Below are 15,485 nucleotides of genomic sequence, written 5' to 3' on the forward strand. Positions count from 1 at the left end.
GAAAATACTTAAATTACTTCTTCCTGTCATAGCTTTTTATATCCATTCTTTTAAAAAAATTTTAACAGAATATTAAACTAGTGTCAAATACTTATATGGCTATAATCTATAATTTTTTATCCAATTGCTCCAATTAGTAGGGTATGGGCTTATATAATTTATTTAGTAACAATAAAAAAAGAACTGTTTTTAACAGCTCTCTTTATTTAAATATACGTTTTTTTCTTCTAGAGTAAAAGTTTCTTCTTCTTCTTTTAGAGATATTGATACTTCTTATAATTACTATTATAGCTATAATGGCAGCTATAAATCCACCAATTCTTATTATGTAATAAAGTAGATTTTGTTTTATAATAGTAAAGTTTGAAATCTTAGCACTAGAAGTAGTAGCTATAGTAGAATCTTTTTCTTTAAAAGCAGTTTTTAGTTCTTTATTTCCTGCTATTTCCCAAGCACTCATTCCTTTTGTATCAATATTTATTTTTAAATCTTCTGGAGGTAATGAATTATCATAACGTTTTATATCTTCATTTAAAGCAATAGGAATTTTTATATCTTGTTTTTTACCAAAGAAACCAAAAGTTTTATAAGTAGCAGTAACTTCAGTTATAACTTCACCAGCTTTTTTATAGTTAACTTTTTTAGCAGCAAAACTATAGTCCATTATAGCTTTCATATCTTTAAAAACTTGAGTATCTGTAGCCCCATATTCTGAATTTAAAACTATACCAACTAAAAGTCTGTCATCTTTTTCATAAAAAGCAAGTAGACATCTACCAGCAGGATCTGTAAATCCAGTTTTACCGCCTATATTATGGTCTTTACCAAGTAACTTATTTCTATTTTCAATATTAATTCTTTTTTTGCTATCTAAAAATTGTATTTGAGAAGTCTTAGTAGCTATTGTTTCTTTAACCCACTTATTTTCTATTATAGCCTTTGACATTAGAGCAAGGTCATAAGCTGTAGTGTAATGCTCAGGATCATGAAGACCATTAGGATTTTTAAAGTATGTATTTTTAAGTCCTAATTTTTTTGCAGTATCATTCATAAGATTTGCAAATTCTGTATCACTTCCAGAAACATAATCAGAAACCATATAAGCTGCATCATTAGCTGAGAAAAGTAATAATGATTTCATTACATCATTTGCAGTTAATTTATCTCCTATATTAATAGGACCATAATTAGCTTCTAAAGAATATTCAGGTTGTTTTTTTGCACTTGCAGTATAAGGTATAATAGAATCTTTGCTAGCATTTTCTGCAAAAACTAAAGCTGTCATAAGTTTTGTTATACTAGCAGGATAGTTCTTACTATCTATATTTTTTGCATATATTATTTCACCAGTTTTTAAATCCATAGTTATAGCAGATTTACCTACTATTTGTGGTAAGTCTACAGTATTATTAGTTTCATTAGCATTTACATAAGTAGCTGGAAAGATATTAAAAGTCATAGCTAAAAAACTAATTAGGAATGTTAAAGTAAGTAAGCTCTTTTTAAACATTTTCTCCCCCTTTTCAAAAGTTTAATTTTACAAAAATAGTATATCACCAAAATATTACAAAAACAATAAAAATGACATTAAAAGTAATAAATTGTAATAATATATGTAATATATTCATTAAAAATAAGATAGAGAATATCCTAACTAAATTTATAAAAAAAGAGCAACAAGCTTGCTCTTTTAATTTATATAGTAAAATATTCAATTTTATTTTATTAAATATGTTATAAATATACACCTTAGTAGCTTTATGCTTTTAAGAGATAAATAAAATAATTTTATAAATGGGAATAGTCTAAGATTTTAAAATATATAATATATAGAATCATTAATGAAATGGTTTAAATTTTTTAAAGTGGGTGAGGCTATGCTAAATAAAAAAGATAATATATATTTTTATACAATGATTCATAAGGAAAAAGGAATAAAGAGTAGTGATATATGTTATGAATTCGACTATGATGAAAGTAAAAATTTATTTAAAACAGTTTTAGATGGGGAAGAAGTTAGTTTTAAAATTGATGGAGAAATCATAAAAGAAGAAGATACTATTTCATTTAATACTTTAGATTCAAAGATAGTAAAGCTTAAATATTTAAATCTACCACTTTATGAGAGTTTGAAAGGATATCTTATAAGTTATAATTCTCCAACTTTAAGAAGTGATAGGGAAGTACAGGAGTACTTTAAAAGTCAAAGAAACTTTAAATAGATTTATATAGCACAAATCTGAGTTTAATTGTTCTTAGATTGTGCTATATTTTGTTGGTAAACATTACTAAGGAAAAAGTATTTATTATGTGTTAGTATGAAAAGTGAGACGTTTTAGGTGGTGATAAAAATGGATGATTTAACAGTTAATGACATATTAAATCGCAGAGAAGTTGGTACAATAATCCCCCTTTTAGTTACAATAAACTCAGAAAATATACCAGTATTCTTTGTTAAGGATTATAGAAAAACTATAGATATTATAGGAGATAATGAGATTATTGCTTTAAAAAATTCAATAGTAGGAAGTAATGATTGTTTATTATTTTTACTTATGTTTAAGTTCGCAGATAATTTTCAAACTACTTATGATATATGGTTTAATTATGCTGAGGATTTACATAAGGATTTTTTAAATACTCTTAAGGAATCAACAAGAATGGTTGTCGATTTTAGAGATGAAAATAATGAAAGAGTAAAAAGTATTGAGATAGAAAATAGTGTTGGAAAAATAGTTGATGAATACATAAATAGAGCCAGTGAAAAGATTCTTTATAAGGGGAATAAAGATGAAAATATTATTAATCTTGAAAAAATAGAAAGATATAAATTGTGGACAATAGAAGAAATTAACCAAATGTTAGATAATATTTTTGAATCATATGATGATATTGAGCAACTTTGGGATGATATGTAAAGTTAATAATAAATAAGAAAAAGATACTAATTTAAAATAGTATCTTTTTTTCAATTAAAATATAAAGTTTTTTTCAGAGGGAATAATATCTAACTTTGTTTCTTCAATTGATACTACTTTACAAAATCCATTTCCTTTATAGAGTTGAACTTTTAATTTATCTAAGTTAGAACGAGTTCCTTGTGCTTCTATAAGAACATCTCCATTATCTAGATTCTTAACATATCCTGTTATATTAAGCTTAGTTGATGTAAGTTTAGTAAAGAATCTAAAGCCAACACCTTGTACTAATCCTTTAACTATTAATTTAATTCTAATCAAAAAAACTTCACCTACCTTAAATATTTTATATTTTAATAATAGCAAAATTATTAAATAAATACGATTTTAAAATATATTTATGAATAATGTGAATAATATGATAAGGAATTGAATTAAATATTAAGAGAGAGTATAATGACAATGATAAATCATAAGGAGTGATAACAAATGGAAAAGAGCTTAGTTCTAATAAAGCCAGATGCAGTTGAAAGAAATTTAATAGGTAGTATTCTAAGCATATATGAGAACGCAGGATTAAAAATAGTAAATATAAAAATGGAACAAGTAAGCGAAGAAAAAGCTATTGAACATTATAAAGAACATGAAGGTAGGGATTACTTTGAACCTTTAATAGCTTATATAAGAAGAAGTCCATTAGTAGCTCTAATTTTAGAAGGTGAAAATGCTATAGCTAAAATAAGAGAATTAAATGGATCAACAACAAATCCAGCAGAAGGAACAATAAGACATAGATTTGCAATTTCAAATAGAGAAAATTCAGTTCACGCTTCTGATTCAGTAGAAAGCGCAAAAAGAGAAATGGCTATTTGGTTTTAATAAAAAAAGCACTAATTACAGAAATCTGTTGTAGTGCTTTTTTTATTTATCTTGAAGCTTTAACTTCTATCCAATATTGATCTATTTCTTTATTTTTTTTATCTCCTAAATCTACATAGACTTCAAAGTTTTTTAATTTATCTGCTGATGGATATGCAACAGGGTTATCTGTTATATCTTTAGGTAATAATTTAAGTGCTCCTACATTTGGAGTAGAATAACCTATATATTCTGCATTTATTGCTGCATTTTCAGGATCACATAAGAAGTTTATAAATTTCTCTGCATTTTCTTTATCTGGAGCATTTTTTGGTATTGCTACAGCATCAAACCATTTATTTGAGCCTTCTTTTGGAAGAGTAAATCCAAGATCAGGATTTGCATCCATCATTGTAATAGCATCTCCTGACCAAACTACTGCAAGAGCAGCTTCTCCTGAAACCATAGCATCTTTTACTTCATCAACCATATAAGCTCTTATTAGACCTTCTTGCTTTTGTTTAATAAGTTCATTTCTAGCTTGAAGTAGTTGCTCTGAATTAGTAGAGTTAAGGCTATATCCTAATTTTTTTAGTGCTATTCCTATTGCATCTCTAGGGCTATCAACCATTATAACCTTATCTTTATATTTTTTATCCCAAAGAATATTCCAGCTATCTACTGGTTCTTTAACCATTTTCTTATTATACATTATTCCAACTGTTCCCCAAGTATATGGAACAGAATATTCATTGTTTGGATCATAAGCAAGGTTTTTAAAATCTTTACCTATGTACTTATAATTAGGAATTTTAGAATAATCTATTTTAGCAAGCATGTCTTCATGTATCATTTTCTGAACCATATAGTCAGAAGGGATGATAACATCATATTTTACATTACCACTTTTTAATTTTTGATACATTATTTCGTTTGTATCATAAACATCATATTTAACAGTAATACCTGTTTCATTTTCAAACTTTTTAATTAGGGATGGATCAATATAATCACCCCAGTTATAAACATAAAGTACATTACTATTTGAGCTCTTGGAATCTTCTTTACTATTTTTATTAAACAATAGATAGCCAGATATTATAAGAGCAATAGCAATAATAAAAATTGAAGCTATAATAATAAGTTTTTTTAATTTCATTTAGCTATTCTCCTTCTACTAAAGATTGTTTCTTATTAACTATTAAAAGAAGTATTAATACTGATATAAACATTAAAGTTGATAGAGCATTAATTTCAGGTTTTATACCTCTCCTAGCCATTGAGTAAATTTCTATAGAAAGATTAGAAACCCCAGGTCCTGTAGTAAAGAAACTTATAACAAAGTCATCTATAGACATAGTAAATGCCATTAAAAATCCAGCAGCTATTCCAGGTTTTATTTGTGGAAGTAAAACCTTTCTGATTGCATAATATGGACTAGCTCCAAGGTCTAAGGCTGCATTCATTATGTTTTTAGGAGTTTGTTTAAGTTTTGGTAATACTGATAATATAACATAAGGTATACTAAATGTTATATGTGCAAGTAACATTGTTAAAAAGCCAGTTTTTAAAGGAACAATCTTTCCTATTAATCCAAATAAACTCATAAGAGCTATACCAGTTACTATATCAGGATTAAGAACTGGTAGATTATTCACATTAAGAAGTACTGCTTTTGGAGTTTTTCTCATATTATTAATCCCAATTGCACTAATTGTACCTATTATTGTAGAAATAACAGATGAAAGTAAGGCTATTAAAATTGTGTAATATAAAGCATGTAAGATTCTATCATTTTGTAGAAGTTCGCCATACCATTTAAAAGTAAAACCTTTCCAAACAGCCATTGACTTAGAATCATTAAATGAAAATACCATTAGTGTTAGTATAGGGGCATATAAAAATATGAAAATTATATATATATAAAATCTAGATAAAAATTTTAAAAGTTTTCCTTTCATTATTTTGCTCCCTCCTTTGGTGAGTATTTTCCTTCATATCTATTCATGACTGCCATTGAAATAAGTATTAGTATCATCATAAATATTGCTATTGCAGATCCTAAATTCCAATCACCAACTGCGTTAATTTCTTGTTCTATTAAATTACCTACTAAAAGATATTTGCTACCTCCAAGAAGTCTTGAGATTACAAAAGTTGAAACAGCAGGCATAAATACCATAGTAATTCCAGACATTACTCCTGGAAGACTTAATGGTAAAATTACTTTTCTAAATGTTTGACTTTTTGTTGCTCCAAGGTCATAAGAAGCATTTATAAGGTTTTTATCTATTTTCACAAGTATTGTATATATAGGTATAACCATAAAAGGTAAGAAATTATATACCATACCAAGTAGAGTAGCACCTTCTGTATATAACATTTTTACTGAGTGAAATCCGAAAAAGTTTAGAATAGTATTTAATATACCATTTTCACTAAGTATAGCCATCCAAGCATAAGTTCTAAGTAAGAAATTCATCCACATAGGAACTATAAAAAGTAATATAAGAATATTTCTTGTTTTTATATTATATTTAGAAATTATATAAGCAACAGGATAGCCTAGTAAAAGGCAGATAACTGTAGATAAAAATGCTAACCAAATAGAGTACCAGAAAACTCCTACATATAAAGGGTCCATTATTTTTTTGTAGTTTGAAAGACTAAAAGCAAAACCATTATCAGTTTCTACTGTAAAACTAAGAAAAAGTATTAGTAAAAGAGGAATAACTATAAAGATAATAGACCAAACAATATATGGATAAGCAAGTATTGATCTTTTTTCTTTAGCGTTCATATTCTTCACCATCTAATCCTTTTCTCATAATGTGAATACTTTCAGGTTCAAGGTACATACCAATTTTAGAACCAACCTTTGCAGTTTTTGTACTATGGATAATCCAATTTAAATCACCATCTTCAACTGCAATTTCATAGTGAACACCTTTAAATACACTTGATTTAACTGTAGCTGTAAATTCACAATTTTCAGCAGGGCACATTTCAATATCTTCAGGCCTAATAACTACTTCGATATCTTCATTTTTTTCAAAGCCAGTATCAACACAATCAAAGATTATATTATGAAATTTAACTTTATAATCTTCAAGCATAACTCCATCTATAATATTACTAGCTCCTATAAATTCAGCAACGAATCTATTTGAGGGTTCATTATATATATCCTCAGGAGTTCCCATTTGTTGAATTTTACCTTTATTCATGACAACTATAGTATCAGACATTGTAAGTGCTTCTTCTTGATCATGTGTTACAAATACAAAAGTTATACCAAGCTTTTTTTGCATCTTTTTTAATTCAAGTTGCATAGATTTTCTAAGTTTAGAATCTAAAGCACTTAAAGGTTCATCAAGTAAAAGAACTTTAGGCTCATTAACTAAGGCTCTAGCTATGGCTATTCTTTGTTGTTGACCTCCACTTAATGACTCTACATTTCTCTTTTCATATCCTTCAAGTGATACTAACTTTAATACTTCTTTTACTTTTTCATCAATAATATTTTTTGAAAGCTTTTTTAGCTTAAGTCCAAAGGCTATATTCTCATATACATTCATATGAGGAAATAAAGAATATTTTTGAAATACTGTATTAAGCTCTCTTTTATAAGGAGGGAGTTCATTTATCTTTTTATCATTAAAAAATACATCTCCACTATCTGCAAATTCAAAACCTGCAAGTATTTTAAGAGTAGTGGTTTTACCACAACCACTAGGTCCGAGTAGGGTTAGAAACTCGTCCTTCTTTATATTTAAAGATAGGTTGTCAAGAACTTTATTATCTTCAAATGTCTTAGAAATTTTTTTTAATTCAATAATGTTATCATTCAAAAAAAAACACCTCTTTCTATATCCTTAAAAGGAAGGAGGAGTAGCTATCCAAATTATTTTAGCTTCACTTTTACCAGCGTTTTCAATATAATGATTAGCTACAGGCTTAAAGTAGAAACTCTCTCCTTTTTTTACTTTTACTTTTTTATCACCAAGATAAAGATAAATGCTTCCACTTAAGACATATCCAAACTCCTCACCTTCATGAGGTTCTTCTAATGTATATTTCCCAAATGAATCAAGACTTAGCAAAATAGGTTCCATTTCATTTTTTTGAGCATTTGGAACTAACCATTTTACCTTATATTTTAAATCTTTATCTTCTTTTTCGAACATATCATCTGTTGTAAAATGAATTTGCTCATTTTTATCTTCATTAAAAAATTCTTGGAGATTTGAACCAAGAATATTTAATATATCTATAAGAGTTGCAATAGATGGAGAGGTTAAATTATTTTCAAGTTGTGAAATAAAACCTTTTGATAATTCGCATCTATTTGCTAATTCTTCTTGAGTTAATTGTTTTCCGATTCTCATTCTTTTAATTTTTTCACCAATATCCAAAATACACCTCTAAGTATCTTATAATTTAGCTTATGCTAAATTATCGAATTTGAGTTCAGTTTTAGTAAACTTTAAGTTTAAATTTACTAAACAAAACAACAAAAAATATTATAAATTACAAAATGATTAAAATCAACACAATAATAAAAATATTAAAATATTATTAAAATTTAAAAAATAAAACAAAATAATTGAATTTAAGTAACAATTTTATATGTTTTTATGATTATTAAATAAATATAGGTATAAATTTACTTTTAATGGTAATTATGTGCTATAATTAACATATGATGTCAAAATCTTAAATGGATGTGATTTTATGAATAGTAATAAAGAGGCATATAAAAGAACAGGGAATTTAGTTTATATAAAAAAGCCATCTTTTGAAGAGCTAGAATATACAAAGAGGCTTTGGTCAGATTATGAGAGTATGAAAGATGTTGGAGGAACCTTTGATTTAAATGAAAGAAAAAGAATTACCTTTTATAAGAAGATGATTAATCCAACTGATGGAAAAAATTTTTATTGTATAGTTTACAGAAATGATGGAACTCCAGTGGGGGAGGTAAGTTTTCATGGATATGACTCAGCAAATAAAATAGCTAGATTAAATATAAGAATACAAGATTCTTATAGAGGTAAGGGATATGGACTTGAAGCTACAAGATTACTTCTTGAATATTATTTTTATGAGTTTTATGGAGAGTTCATTATTGATAATAATGTTAAGACAAAAGAAGGGGAGCATACATTAAAAAAATTAGGCTTTAATAAAATAGGACCGAGTAGTTATAAATTAACTAGAGATGAATTTATCAAAAATAGTTTTGTTAGAAAAAGAGAAGTTGCAATAGTAGCTTTTGATGGTTTTAGCTTATCTAAGCTAGGTTTTATAACAGAATGTTTAAATAGTTGTAATAAAGAAAAAAAGAACTTAATTAATATAGATATTCTTTCTAAGGATATGATTGTTAAATCTAATTCGGGCTTAAATATTAATATAGAGAGTACTATAAGCGTAAGAAAAAAATATAATATTGTGATCTTTATTGATGGGGTTGACATAATAAAAGAAAGTGAAGAAACAAAGAAGATTTTAAGAGATATGATAGATAAATCAGAATTTGTAGTTACAATGGATGATTCAATTAGTATACTTATGGAGTTATCACTTTTAAAAGGAATGGAAATAATATTACCAGACGAATTAATAAAAAGATATAAAACTGAACTTTGGAATTACAATTTATTAAATAAATCTTTTATAGATAATGGAAAGTTTATTCTTTCTCAAGGTATAAAGGGAACATTAGATGCAAGTATTTATGTAATGGAAAAGTTATGTGGTGGTAAAGTTATTGATATAGTAGAGGTTTAATAAAAATAAGAATTAGGATACCTTTAAAAGGTACCCTAATTCTTATTTTTTATTAAATACACTAAGTATTATATTTATAATATCTTTTACTGTATCAAGCTGACTAGTTAAGTTTTCTTTTGCAACTATAACATCAGCAGTAGTTTCAGTAACAACATCGCTTATATCTTTAGCATTTTCAGATATATGTGCTACATTATCTAGAGTAGTGTCTAGATTTTTTTTATTTTGTTCAATTAGGCTATTTACATTCTTTAAAACTTTTATAAGATTTACAAGTGTAATTATTAAATAGATTAGAGCTATCGCTCCAAGAATTCCTATTATAGCCCAAAATATATCAAATATATTAATTGTTATCATTATGTCCTCCTCTTAATTCTATAAAAGAATTAAGTCTATTCTATAGTAGCCTTTTCTTCTACTGCATTTTCATCAGCTACAACTTCTTCTACTTTATTAGCAGGAGTAACTACTTCTTTATTTTTCTTTTCTTTTAAATAGTTTTTAATTTTTGCATTAGCTTCTGAAATATTTTCTTTTCCAGTTTGCATTTTTTCATTAAGCGCAATTTTAGCTTCTTCTGTTTTAGCCTTTAACTTTTTATTAGCATCAATTGCAGTATTTTTTAAGTCTTCTCTAGTTTCTTTTCCTGATTTAGGAGCGAATAGAATTCCTCCAATTGCACCGATTGAAGCACCAACAACAGCAGTAACACCAACAGTTTTAGCTGTTTTAGCCATAGCTTGTCTCTTTTTAGCTTTTCTTTTTTCTTCTAATAGTTGTGATAATCTCATAATTAAGCCTCCCTTAAATTTATCTATATATATATTATAGTAAATTTTAGACATATAATAAACATAAATATACAAATTATAGTGTGCTTTGGGCAAGTTTACAATAATATCAAATAAATTAATAAAATACTATAAGTATAGATAGAAATAAAGGATTTAACAGTAGAAATTTATATTTAAATAAGAAAAAAATCGTATTTTAAATTTTTTAAAAATAGATTTATAATATAAGTATAGATTTATAGAGAGGGTTTTATAGATGTTAGAGATTAAGATAGAAAGTGATAATAAAGGAGCTCTAAAATTTAGAGCAAATGTAGATGAGAAGCTTAAAGATAATATGATAATAAAAAGGGCGATATTTGAAAGTAGAACTATAAAAAGCAATAAAAAATATCCATACATAATACCAATGAAATTTTTTATTCCTCTTATTAGAAATATAAATAATGAGTTTATAAAACTTGATTCAGAATCAGTAGTTAGTTTTCTAGAATTTTCAGATGAGTATGAAGAAGAGATTTATTATAATGAGAAAGCTACAGCTGTTTATATGAAAAAGTGGAGAGATGAGGGGTGTCCTGAAATATTTAAGATTATTATAGATAGAGAAAGCTTAGATATTAGTAAGGAAGTAGTATTTAGAAGATTAATATAGGAAAATTAAAAGGAACTATCTCAAATGAGATAGTTCTTTTTTTATTTCCAATGTTCAGTATTCTTTATTAAAGGAATTGTAGAAGCTTTAAATACAGGTTCTTTGATTCCTTGTTTCTTTTGCTTAGTATAATCTTGAAGTGCTGCAAATGCTATATTGCCAAGTAGGGCAATTGCTATAAGATTTAATATGGCCATTAGACCCATAAATAAATCTGCTAAATCCCAAACAAGTTGAACTTTAGCTAGGGCACCAAAGATAACCATAGCTACAACTAATACTCTATAAACATTAAGTATTAATTTATTGTTACCACAGATAAATTCTATATTTGATTGTCCGTAGTAGTAGTTACCTACAACTGAACTAAAAGCAAATAGTAAAATACATATTGCTATAAAGTAAGTTCCAAATACACCTAAATGTGATTCAAGTGAATATTGTGTAAGTTGTACTCCAGTTGGATCTGTTATTCCTTTAGCTGCTAATATTGCTGAGAATTTAACTTGATTCTTAACAAGTATTATAAATGCAGTACATGTACAAATTACAAGAGTATCTGTAAATACTCCAAGTGTTTGAATTAAACCTTGTTTTACAGGGTGTGATGTATCAGCAGTAGCTGCTGCATTAGGAGCACTACCCATACCAGCTTCATTAGAGAATAAACCTCTCTTAACACCTTGCATAATTGCTGCACCTAAAAGTCCGCCACCAGCAGCTTTAAAGTTAAAAGCACCTTGGATTATTTCTGAAAATATTGAAGGTATATGTTTTATATTTAAAAGTATAACTATTACAGCTACTAAGATATAAGCAACAGCAAAAATAGGAACTATTATTTCTGAAACTTTAGCTATTCTGTTAACTCCACCAAAAATAACAAAAGCAGTAACAACTGCAAGAGCTATTCCAACAACTAATGGTTTAAATCCAAAAGCAGCTCCAAATGCTTGAGAAACTGTATTTGCTTGAACTGCATTAAATATAAATCCGAAACAAATTGTTATAAGTACTGAGAAGATTAATCCCATCCATCTTTTTCCTAAGGCTTTTTCCATATAGTAAGCTGGACCACCTCTGAAGCTATCTCCATCTTTAACTTTATAAATTTGAGCAAGTGTACTTTCTACAAAGCTAGATGCTGAACCGATAAGAGCTATTAGCCACATCCAAAATACTGCACCAGGTCCTCCAGCTGCAACAGCTATAGCAACTCCTGCAATATTTCCAGTACCAACTCTTGATGCTGTACTAATACAAAATGCTTGGAATGAAGAAACACCTTTTTTCTCCTTATCTTTTGAACTACCAAATCCATCACCAAGTAGTCTAAACATTTCTTTGATATATCTAAATTGTACAAATTTAGTTCTAAAAGTAAAATATATTCCAAGAGATAATAATGCAATTATAAGTACTTTTCCCCAAAGAACATCATTAATTTGAAGTATTAAATTATTTAATGAATTCATATAAATCCCCCTTCTTATTAAAATTCCAATATTATGTTATCTAATTTTATAATAAGATTTTAATATATTTTTATTAATAATGCAAGAAAAAGTACTTGGAAGTTCATAAATAAATACAACTTATAGCTAAATATAAAGTTGTAAGTGGTATAAAGTTACTTAAAAACTACAATTAATAAAAATTAATTAATTTTAAAATATATAAATATGAATTAATATTAAATATAAACACCAAAATAGTAGCAAAATTTATACAAAAAAGTTATTTTAATTTAAGAATAAAAAAATTATTTCTTAATAAAATAAGAAATTTTATATTTGGGTTAAATATTTTACAAAAAAAGAAGCTATCTTTTAAATAGCTTCTTTTAAAATTAAATTTGTTTTATATTGCTAAGCAGCTGGTGGAACTGCATTGTTAGCTGGTGGTGATGTATTATTAGTTGGTGGCGTTGTATTATTTGCCGGTGGAGTAGTAGTTCCTCCTGAATTAGGAGTAGTAGTTCCTCCAGTATTTGGAGGAGTTACAGTATCTCCGGTATTTGGAGGAGTGGTAGTTCCTCCGTCTGTTTCACCATTTGCTCCACCTTCTATATTTTCACCCTCTGAGTTTTCAGTATCTGGATTTTCAGTATCTGTGCCATCAATATTAGGAATTGAACTCATATCATCTGAAGAGGAAGGTGCTAAATATTGATAATCAGCAACATTTGTTCCTTTATGAATATATTTCTTTTTAATAAAGACTTTATTCACTACTAATGCTGCAGGTGTATTATCATTAGCAAGTTTTCCATTAAGTTTATTTATTTTAACACTAACGTGAGCATCACAATAAGATTTTGGTTGAGTTCCATTTATAAACCAATAGCTTGCAACTCTACTTCCTCTTGGATCAGATTTACATAAAGCTGTTGGTATAAGACCAGAATCTAAACAAACAGAAGCTCTTGAAATTCCACCAGGGTTTTCAATTTGTTTATCTTGTAAACCTTTATGGGCAACTGTCATGATTTTACCGAATAATCTACCAGCTGTCTTACTACTTGAGCTACCCATTGGAGTTGGAGAATCATATCCTATCCAAACTGAAGCAGAATAATAAGGTGTAAGTCCACTAAACCAGTAATCTTTATTATCAGTTGTTGTTCCTGTTTTACCAACTGTGGTGATATTAGGAACTTTTGCAATAGATGCAAATCCTTGAACTGGTCCTTTAAGCATATCATACATGATATATGCTGTTTGTGGAGAAACAACTTGAGTTTTTTCAGGATTTGCTTTTAATATTACTTTACCAGTAAAATCTTTTACTTCTCTATAAAGCATTCCTTCAGTCATAACACCATTATTTCCAAAAGCTCCAAAAGCAGAAGCTAAATAATAAGGGTTACTTCCATCAGGATCTTGAGGGTCATTATTAAATTGTCCTAATGCAGCTGCAGTTAAAGAAGTCTCAGATTTTTTATTGTATATTAAACCAAATTTTTTACCATAAGCTACAGCGTTATTAAGACCTATTTTATCAACAACTTTAGCTGCAACAGCATTTGATGAAACTGCAAGTCCGTTGCTAAGAGACATATTTCCACTAAATGTACGACTAGCATTATTAGGTGAGTAGCCATTATGTCTTGCTCTTTGATCAGGTTCAAATGGAGCATCATCAATTACACTTCCAGCAGTAAGTATTTTTGTATCTATTGCTGGTGCATAAACTGATAGTGGCTTAGTTGTTGAACCTGTAGGTTTTAATACAGAATAAGCTCTATTAAGTGACATAGGAGGTTGATCACCTCTTCCACCTACCATAGCTTTAATTTCACCAGTTTTATAATCTTTAATTACAGCTGATGCTTGGAGTAGAGGAGTTCCGTATTCATTAGTAGTATCAGTACCAGGTACTCCTAGATTACTTCTATCATCTATAATGGATTGAACTTCATTTTGAAGTTTTTCATCCATTGTTGTATAAATTTTAAGACCACCTTGTCTTAAAAGTCTTTTAGCTTCTTCTTCTGAATATCCAGCTTTCTTTTGAAGGTCTTTTTCGATTTGATCTATAGCAGCTCTAGTAAACCATTCATATTTAAGACTATTTGATGGAGGAGTATAATGGAATACAAGTTTTCCATCATCAATATCTTTTATAGCGTTATCATATTCTTCTTGTGAAATTTTTCCTAGTTCAAACATCTTACCAAGAACTGTTTTTGTTCTGTTAAGATAACTGCTAGGATCTTTTTGATTTTTTTCTGAAAAAGCATCATATGAGCTAGGTGCTTGAGTTATTCCTGCAAGATATGCTGATTCAATAAGATTTAATTCATCAGCTCCTTTATTAAAGAATCTAAGAGATGCAGCTTCAACACCATATACTACGCTTCCAAGAGGAATAGTATTAAGATAAGCTGTTAAAATTTCATCTTTACTAAGTTGTTTTTCTAATTGAAGAGATAAGTAAATTTCTTTAACCTTTCTTTCAATTTTGACTTCATCATTTAAAACAGTATTTTTTATTAACTGTTGAGTAAGTGTTGATGCACCATGAAGTCCACCTTTTTTTGTTATAAAATATTCAATATCGTGAATTATAGCTCCACCAATTCTTCTTATATCAATACCTGGATGTGAATAAAATCTTTCATCTTCTATTGAAACATAAGCATCTTTTAAATGTTGTGGTATCTGGTCAGATGTTAATTTAAAACGTTGTTTATCTGTAAGTAGTGTATCTATCTTTTGACCATCCGTACCGTAGAATTGAGCTGGTTCTGCTAAGTTTTGTATTTCAGCTAAGTTTATATTGTCGGTACTTTTGATTATTGCAAAAGTGTAACCTGCTGCAGTAACTATGGCTGTAAGTACTAGGAAAAGCATTATAATAGAAAATATTTTAAGGCCTTTTCTACCTTTGGAAACTTTCTTATTACGACGTTTTCTTTTTAGATTTGTATCTTTTTTTTCAGTCATAATTTCCTCCTAA

At 27.8% G+C, this 15,485-nt stretch carries 16 protein-coding genes and 1 other annotated feature (1 of these 17 running past the window's edge); of the genes, 5 read left to right on the forward strand and 11 right to left on the reverse strand.

What is annotated here, in order from left to right:
• Positions 1–39: a binding site (T-box leader), on the reverse strand (it extends 210 nt beyond the left edge of the window).
• Between the two features lie 163 nt (positions 40–202).
• The gene (locus BN8917_RS07230; protein WP_066872591.1) at positions 203–1,510 is read right to left on the reverse strand and encodes a D-alanyl-D-alanine carboxypeptidase family protein; all 1,308 of its coding nucleotides are present in this window, start codon (positions 1,508–1,510) and stop codon (positions 203–205) included.
• A 367-nt stretch (positions 1,511–1,877) separates the two neighbouring features.
• Here BN8917_RS07230 and BN8917_RS07235 point away from each other — a divergent pair, with 367 nt between their 5' ends.
• Together BN8917_RS07235 and BN8917_RS07240 are read left to right on the forward strand one after the other, a co-directional pair.
• On the forward strand, positions 1,878–2,222 hold the full coding sequence (locus tag BN8917_RS07235) for a hypothetical protein (protein ID WP_066872594.1): 345 nt from the start codon (positions 1,878–1,880) through the stop codon (positions 2,220–2,222).
• Between the two features lie 129 nt (positions 2,223–2,351).
• On the forward strand, positions 2,352–2,918 hold the full coding sequence (locus tag BN8917_RS07240) for a hypothetical protein (RefSeq protein WP_066872598.1): 567 nt from the start codon (positions 2,352–2,354) through the stop codon (positions 2,916–2,918).
• A gap of 54 nt (positions 2,919–2,972) precedes the next feature.
• Here the strand turns inward: BN8917_RS07240 and BN8917_RS07245 are convergent, their stop codons facing one another.
• Positions 2,973–3,239: an acylphosphatase gene (locus tag BN8917_RS07245; protein ID WP_066872601.1), complete on the reverse strand. Its 267-nt coding sequence runs from the start codon at positions 3,237–3,239 to the stop codon at positions 2,973–2,975.
• Positions 3,240–3,407: 168 nt separating this feature from the next.
• Here BN8917_RS07245 and ndk point away from each other — a divergent pair, with 168 nt between their 5' ends.
• Positions 3,408–3,797, forward strand: a complete 390-nt coding sequence (ndk, locus tag BN8917_RS07250; protein ID WP_066872604.1) for a nucleoside-diphosphate kinase — start codon at positions 3,408–3,410, stop codon at positions 3,795–3,797.
• Between the two features lie 46 nt (positions 3,798–3,843).
• Here ndk and BN8917_RS07255 read toward each other — a convergent pair whose 3' ends face one another.
• From BN8917_RS07255 to BN8917_RS07275, 5 genes are read right to left on the reverse strand one after another with little or no spacing between them, the layout of a single operon-like run.
• Positions 3,844–4,935 (reverse strand): ABC transporter substrate-binding protein, encoded by a 1,092-nt coding sequence (locus BN8917_RS07255; RefSeq protein ID WP_066872607.1) that lies wholly within the window; start codon positions 4,933–4,935, stop codon positions 3,844–3,846.
• A 4-nt stretch (positions 4,936–4,939) separates the two neighbouring features.
• The gene (locus BN8917_RS07260) at positions 4,940–5,737 is read right to left on the reverse strand and encodes an ABC transporter permease (RefSeq protein ID WP_066872610.1); all 798 of its coding nucleotides are present in this window, start codon (positions 5,735–5,737) and stop codon (positions 4,940–4,942) included.
• On the reverse strand, positions 5,737–6,576 hold the full coding sequence (locus BN8917_RS07265; protein ID WP_096030714.1) for an ABC transporter permease: 840 nt from the start codon (positions 6,574–6,576) through the stop codon (positions 5,737–5,739). The genes BN8917_RS07260 and BN8917_RS07265 overlap by 1 nt, the downstream gene beginning before the upstream one ends.
• Positions 6,566–7,627: a spermidine/putrescine ABC transporter ATP-binding protein gene (potA, locus tag BN8917_RS07270; protein ID WP_066872616.1), complete on the reverse strand. Its 1,062-nt coding sequence runs from the start codon at positions 7,625–7,627 to the stop codon at positions 6,566–6,568. The genes BN8917_RS07265 and potA overlap by 11 nt, the downstream gene beginning before the upstream one ends.
• A gap of 24 nt (positions 7,628–7,651) precedes the next feature.
• Positions 7,652–8,191, reverse strand: coding sequence for a helix-turn-helix domain-containing protein (locus BN8917_RS07275; RefSeq protein WP_066872619.1), 540 nt, complete (start codon positions 8,189–8,191; stop codon positions 7,652–7,654).
• A gap of 319 nt (positions 8,192–8,510) precedes the next feature.
• On the opposite strand from BN8917_RS07275, the gene BN8917_RS07280 reads away from it, so the two are divergent.
• A complete protein-coding gene (locus BN8917_RS07280) occupies positions 8,511–9,569 on the forward strand; it encodes a GNAT family N-acetyltransferase (RefSeq protein WP_066872622.1) in 1,059 nt (352 codons plus the stop codon).
• A 42-nt stretch (positions 9,570–9,611) separates the two neighbouring features.
• Here BN8917_RS07280 and BN8917_RS07285 read toward each other — a convergent pair whose 3' ends face one another.
• Together BN8917_RS07285 and BN8917_RS07290 are read right to left on the reverse strand one after the other, a co-directional pair.
• Entirely contained in the window at positions 9,612–9,932 is a 321-nt protein-coding gene (locus BN8917_RS07285; protein WP_096030715.1) for a DUF948 domain-containing protein, read from the reverse strand.
• A gap of 35 nt (positions 9,933–9,967) precedes the next feature.
• Positions 9,968–10,366 (reverse strand): YtxH domain-containing protein, encoded by a 399-nt coding sequence (locus BN8917_RS07290; RefSeq protein WP_066872628.1) that lies wholly within the window; start codon positions 10,364–10,366, stop codon positions 9,968–9,970.
• 259 nt (positions 10,367–10,625) lie between these two features.
• Here BN8917_RS07290 and BN8917_RS07295 point away from each other — a divergent pair, with 259 nt between their 5' ends.
• Positions 10,626–11,024, forward strand: coding sequence for a hypothetical protein (locus BN8917_RS07295; RefSeq protein ID WP_066872631.1), 399 nt, complete (start codon positions 10,626–10,628; stop codon positions 11,022–11,024).
• A gap of 41 nt (positions 11,025–11,065) precedes the next feature.
• Here the strand turns inward: BN8917_RS07295 and BN8917_RS07300 are convergent, their stop codons facing one another.
• Together BN8917_RS07300 and BN8917_RS07305 are read right to left on the reverse strand one after the other, a co-directional pair.
• A complete protein-coding gene (locus BN8917_RS07300) occupies positions 11,066–12,499 on the reverse strand; it encodes an alanine/glycine:cation symporter family protein (protein WP_066872633.1) in 1,434 nt (477 codons plus the stop codon).
• Positions 12,500–12,892: 393 nt separating this feature from the next.
• Positions 12,893–15,472: a transglycosylase domain-containing protein gene (locus BN8917_RS07305; RefSeq protein WP_066872636.1), complete on the reverse strand. Its 2,580-nt coding sequence runs from the start codon at positions 15,470–15,472 to the stop codon at positions 12,893–12,895.
• Between the last annotated feature and the right edge of the window lie 13 nt (positions 15,473–15,485).

This window comes from Clostridium mediterraneense, assembly GCF_900091705.1.
Classification (GTDB): Bacteria; Bacillota; Clostridia; order Clostridiales; family Clostridiaceae; genus Sarcina; species Sarcina mediterraneense.

Bases quoted from the DNA above. Each gene is read 5' to 3' on its own strand.
- BN8917_RS07305 (WP_066872636.1), bottom strand. From the start codon at position 15,472: ATGACTGAAAAAAAAGATACAAATCTAAAAAGAAAACGTCGTAATAAG.
- BN8917_RS07300 (WP_066872633.1), bottom strand. From the start codon at position 12,499: ATGAATTCATTAAATAATTTAATACTTCAAATTAATGATGTTCTTTGG.
- BN8917_RS07240 (WP_066872598.1), top strand. From the start codon at position 2,352: ATGGATGATTTAACAGTTAATGACATATTAAATCGCAGAGAAGTTGGT.
- BN8917_RS07265 (WP_096030714.1), bottom strand. From the start codon at position 6,576: ATGAACGCTAAAGAAAAAAGATCAATACTTGCTTATCCATATATTGTT.
- BN8917_RS07260 (WP_066872610.1), bottom strand. From the start codon at position 5,737: ATGAAAGGAAAACTTTTAAAATTTTTATCTAGATTTTATATATATATA.
- BN8917_RS07285 (WP_096030715.1), bottom strand. From the start codon at position 9,932: ATGATAACAATTAATATATTTGATATATTTTGGGCTATAATAGGAATT.
- BN8917_RS07255 (WP_066872607.1), bottom strand. From the start codon at position 4,935: ATGAAATTAAAAAAACTTATTATTATAGCTTCAATTTTTATTATTGCT.
- BN8917_RS07230 (WP_066872591.1), bottom strand. From the start codon at position 1,510: ATGTTTAAAAAGAGCTTACTTACTTTAACATTCCTAATTAGTTTTTTA.
- ndk (WP_066872604.1), top strand. From the start codon at position 3,408: ATGGAAAAGAGCTTAGTTCTAATAAAGCCAGATGCAGTTGAAAGAAAT.
- BN8917_RS07280 (WP_066872622.1), top strand. From the start codon at position 8,511: ATGAATAGTAATAAAGAGGCATATAAAAGAACAGGGAATTTAGTTTAT.
- BN8917_RS07295 (WP_066872631.1), top strand. From the start codon at position 10,626: ATGTTAGAGATTAAGATAGAAAGTGATAATAAAGGAGCTCTAAAATTT.
- BN8917_RS07290 (WP_066872628.1), bottom strand. From the start codon at position 10,366: ATGAGATTATCACAACTATTAGAAGAAAAAAGAAAAGCTAAAAAGAGA.
- BN8917_RS07235 (WP_066872594.1), top strand. From the start codon at position 1,878: ATGCTAAATAAAAAAGATAATATATATTTTTATACAATGATTCATAAG.